This window comes from Streptomyces sp. CB01881, assembly GCF_002953255.1.
Classification (GTDB): domain Bacteria; phylum Actinomycetota; class Actinomycetes; order Streptomycetales; family Streptomycetaceae; genus Kitasatospora.
Genome location: NZ_CP026498.1, coordinates 8,214,366 through 8,218,481 on the forward strand (window position 1 = coordinate 8,214,366; position 4,116 = coordinate 8,218,481).

Here is a 4,116-nt window from a genome sequence, read left to right on the forward strand (position 1 = left end):
CGGTGCCGCCGGGGCCGCAAGCACCCGCACCAGGAGTTCATCCAGATCGACACCACCAACGTGCTGTTCATCGTGGGCGGCGCGTTCGCGGGCCTGGAGCGGATCATCGAGGGCCGCGCGGGCGCCAAGGGCATCGGCTTCGGCGCCAACATCCGTTCCAAGCGGGAGCTGGACGCCAGCGACCACTTCCGTCAGGTGATGCCGGAGGACCTGGTCAAGTTCGGCATGATCCCGGAGTTCATCGGCCGTCTCCCGGTGATCACCAGCGTGCACAACCTGGACCGCGAGGCCCTGCTGCAGATCCTCACCGAGCCGAAGAACGCGCTGGTCAAGCAGTACCGCAAGCTCTTCGAACTAGACGGCGTGGAGCTGGAGTTCTCCCGGGACGCGCTGGAGGCCATCGCCGACCAGGCGATCCTGCGCGGCACCGGCGCGCGCGGCCTGCGGGCCATCATGGAGGAGGTGCTGATGTCCGTGATGTACGAGGTTCCCTCGCGCCAGGACGTCGCCCGCGTGGTGGTCACCGGGGACGTCGTCTCCAAGCACGCCATCCCGACGCTCGTCCCGCGCGACATGATCAAGCGGGAGCGGCGCGAGAAGAGCGCCTGACCCCGCGGCGCCCCGACTGACAGGGCCCCCGGAGACCGTCTCGGTCTCCGGGGGCCCTTCGTCTTCTGTCCGGGGTGGCGGCGGACCCTACTTCGGCACCTCGCTGACGGCGCGCAGGTCGCGGGCGTCGGCGGCGAGCTTGTCGAGGTCGGGCTGCTTGCCGTCCGCGGGAGCCTGCATCAGCAGGATCAGGCTGCTGTTGTCGGCCCAGGCGCAGATGCCCAGGTCGGTGCCGTCCTGGGTGGCCTTGGCGCACTCCATCGTGCCGCCCTTGGGGCCGGCGTCGACCGCGTGCCGGTTGCTGACGGTCGGTCCGCCCTCCGAGAAGCCCTTGAACATGGCGTCCAGCTCCTGCTTGGGCAGCAGCACCTTGCCGTAGCCGCCGACCACGATGAGCTGCGGGTCCTGCGACGCGTCCTGGTAGACGGCGCTCACCCCGGTCGGGTTCCAGGCGCCGTCGCCCTTGCCGAACTCGGAGGTGATCTCCTCCTCCATCTTGCGGGCGATCTCGTTGTCGTCGTCCTTGGAGAGGTCCTTGAACTTCGCCGGCAGGACGACCTTCTGGGTGCCGGCGTTGGACGTCACGTCGAGGACGAAGTACGCGACCGCGCCGCCGATCAGCGCCAGCACCCCGACGAAGACGCCGAGCAGGATCCAGAGCATCTTGCGGGACTTGCGCGGCGGCGGCGCCGGGGCGTACGCGCCGTAGCGGGGGTAGCCGGCCTGTGCGCCTGGCGGCGGGGCCTGCGGCGGCACCGCGGCGTACGGCTGGCCGGCGGGCGGCGGGGGCGTCGCCCCGTAGCCCGGCTGCTGGGGCGGCACGGGCGCGGCGCCGTACGGCTGACCGGCGGGCGGCGGCGGGGTGCCGTAGGGGTTCTGCTCGGTCACGGTGGCCCTTTCTGGGACGGACGGGACGGACGGGGCGACAGGACGGACAGGACGGACAGGAGGGGCAGGACGGGACGGCTGCGTGGGCCGCGTGCGGTGAGGGCCGCGGGAGGGCCGCGTGCGCTCCGGGCTGCCTTCCGGGTTACTTGGCGACGACCATCGCGGAACGGATCGCCCGGGTCTTGTCGGCGGCCTGGGCCGGGGTGAGCGGCGTCGCGGCGTTGCCGCCGAGGCTCGACTTGAAGAACGACACGCGGGCCGTGGTGGACTTGTCCGCCCAGACGCACACGGTGGACTGCGACTTGCCGCCGAGCACGCCGAAGACGCCGCAGGAGAGCTTCGCCGAGGAGTTGTTGCTGTCCTGGGCCGGGAAGTCCGTCAGCGGGGTGGTCCAGGAGCCGCCCTCGCTGGGCTTCTTGGAGTCCTCGATGATCTTGTCGGGGTCGCTGAGGTTGCCGTAGACGCCGATCACGCTGATCGTGTCCAGCGGGTCGGAGCCCTTGGCGTAGCTGGCGACCAGCACGTTCAGGTCCGTGCCGAGCTTGGACGTCTCGGCCTTGGCCGGGTCGGCGGCCTGCTCCTTGGCGGACTTCTGGTTGTAGCCGTCGGGCAGCGACTGCGCGGCGGTGATCTTGTACTTGCCGCCGGAGTCCCCGCCGAGCAGCTTGTAGAGGCCGAAGCCTCCGCCGCCCAGCACCAGGGCGCCGATGACCAGGCCGATGACCAGGCCGCCCTTGCCCTTCTTCGGCGGCGGTGCCACCGGGTAGCCCGGCTGGCCGTACGGGGCCTGCTGCGGCGGGACCCCGTAGGGCGCCTGCGGGGCGCCGTACTGCGGCTGCGGCGCCCCGTACTGCGGAGCCGGGGCGCCCTGCTGCGGCTGGCCGTACTGCTGCGGCGGCGCGCCGTAGGGCGGCTGAGCCCCGTACGGCTGCTGCGGCGGCGCGCCGTACGGCGGCTGTGCCCCGTAAGGCTGTTGCGGCTGACCCTGCGGATACTGCTGACCCTGGCCGTACATCTGCCTCTGTGCTCCCCCGCCGCACCTGCGGCCTGTCGCGATCTGGAGTCGTCCGTGTCCGTACGAAGGACCGGACGAGTGTGCGGGCACGGTACCGCACCGGGCCGACGGCCGTCCGGGCCGGGCGCGCCGGGCCCACGGACCGAAAGCGGTTCGTAACCCTGGTCCCCGGTTACGTAAACTGTGCGTCGTGACCGACACCCAGAACCAGCGCCCCGTGAGCAACCACGCCGGGGACGACGCAGCCACCCTCCCGACGACCTACGCCCCGGCGGAGGTAGAGGGCGAGCTGTACGAGCGCTGGGTAGAGCGCGGTTACTTCACGGCCGACGCCGGGAGCGAGAAGCCCCCGTACACCATCGTCATCCCGCCGCCGAACGTCACCGGTGCGCTGCACCTGGGCCACGCCTTCCAGCACACGCTGATGGACGCGCTGACCCGCCGCAAGCGCATGCAGGGCTACGAGACGCTCTGGCTGCCGGGCATGGACCACGCCGGCATCGCCACCCAGAACAAGGTCGAGCAGCAGCTCGCCGAGTCCGGCCTCTCCCGCCACGACCTGGGCCGCGAGGCCTTCGTCGAGAAGGTCTGGGAGTGGAAGGAGAACTACGGCGGCAGGATCCTCGGCCAGATGCGCCGCCTCGGCGACGGCGTGGACTGGTCGCGCGAGCGCTTCACGATGGACGAGGGCCTCTCGCACGCCGTCCAGACCATCTTCAAGCGCCTCTTCGACGACGGCCTGATCTACCGCGCCGAGCGCATCATCAACTGGTGCCCGCGCTGCCTCACCGCGCTCTCCGACATCGAGGTCGAGCACGAGGAGGTCCCGGGCGAGCTGGTCTCGATCCGCTACGGGGAGGGTGACGACTCGATCGTCGTCGCCACCACCCGCGCCGAGACGATGCTGGGCGACACCGCCGTCGCCGTCCACCCGGAGGACGAGCGCTACAAGCACCTGATCGGCCGGACCATCAAGCTGCCGCTGACGGACCGGGAGATCCCGGTCGTCGCCGACGAGCACGTCGACCCGGAGTTCGGCACCGGCGCCGTCAAGGTGACCCCGGCGCACGACCCGAACGACTTCGCCATCGGCCAGCGCCACAACCTGCCGAACCTGAGCGTCATGGACGAGCACGGCGCGATCACCGTGCACGGCCCCTTCCTCGGCCTGGACCGGCTGGAGGCCCGTTCGGCCGTGGTCGGCGCGCTGCGCGAGCAGGGCCGGATCGTCGCCGAGAAGCGCCCGTACATGCACGCCGTCGGCCACTGCTCGCGCTGCCACACCGTGGTCGAGCCGCGACTGTCGCTGCAGTGGTGGGTCAAGGTCGCCCCGCTGGCCCAGGCCGCCGGCGACGCCGTCCGCGACGGCAAGGTCGAGATCCACCCGAAGGAGCTGGAGCGCCGCTACTTCGACTGGGTCGACAACATGTACGACTGGTGCATCTCGCGCCAGCTCTGGTGGGGCCACCGGATCCCGGTCTGGTACGGCCCGGACGGCGAGGTCGTCTGCGTCGGCCCCGACGAGCAGCCGCCGGCCGGCGAGGGCTGGCACCAGGACCCGGACGTCCTGGACACCTGGTTCTCCTCCGGCCTCTGGCCCTTCT

General features: G+C 71.3%; 3 protein-coding genes and 1 pseudogene. 2 read left to right on the plus strand and 2 right to left on the minus strand.

What is annotated here, in order from left to right:
• Window positions 1-609 (plus strand): annotated as a pseudogene (locus C2142_RS40390) (AAA family ATPase); the annotation flags it as partial.
• An 87-nt stretch (window positions 610-696) separates the two neighbouring features.
• On the opposite strand, the gene C2142_RS25835 reads toward C2142_RS40390, so the two are convergent.
• Both C2142_RS25835 and C2142_RS25840 read right to left on the minus strand, forming a co-directional pair.
• A complete protein-coding gene (locus tag C2142_RS25835; RefSeq protein ID WP_148645160.1) occupies window positions 697-1,497 on the minus strand; it encodes a hypothetical protein in 801 nt (266 codons plus the stop codon).
• Window positions 1,498-1,639: 142 nt separating this feature from the next.
• Complete coding sequence (locus C2142_RS25840) at window positions 1,640-2,512, minus strand: hypothetical protein (RefSeq protein ID WP_148645161.1); 873 nt, start codon at window positions 2,510-2,512, stop codon at window positions 1,640-1,642.
• Window positions 2,513-2,702: 190 nt separating this feature from the next.
• Between C2142_RS25840 and C2142_RS25845 the strand changes: the two genes are divergently transcribed.
• Window positions 2,703-4,116: valine--tRNA ligase (locus C2142_RS25845; protein WP_174315774.1), on the plus strand; the 1,414-nt coding region annotated here is incomplete at its 3' end.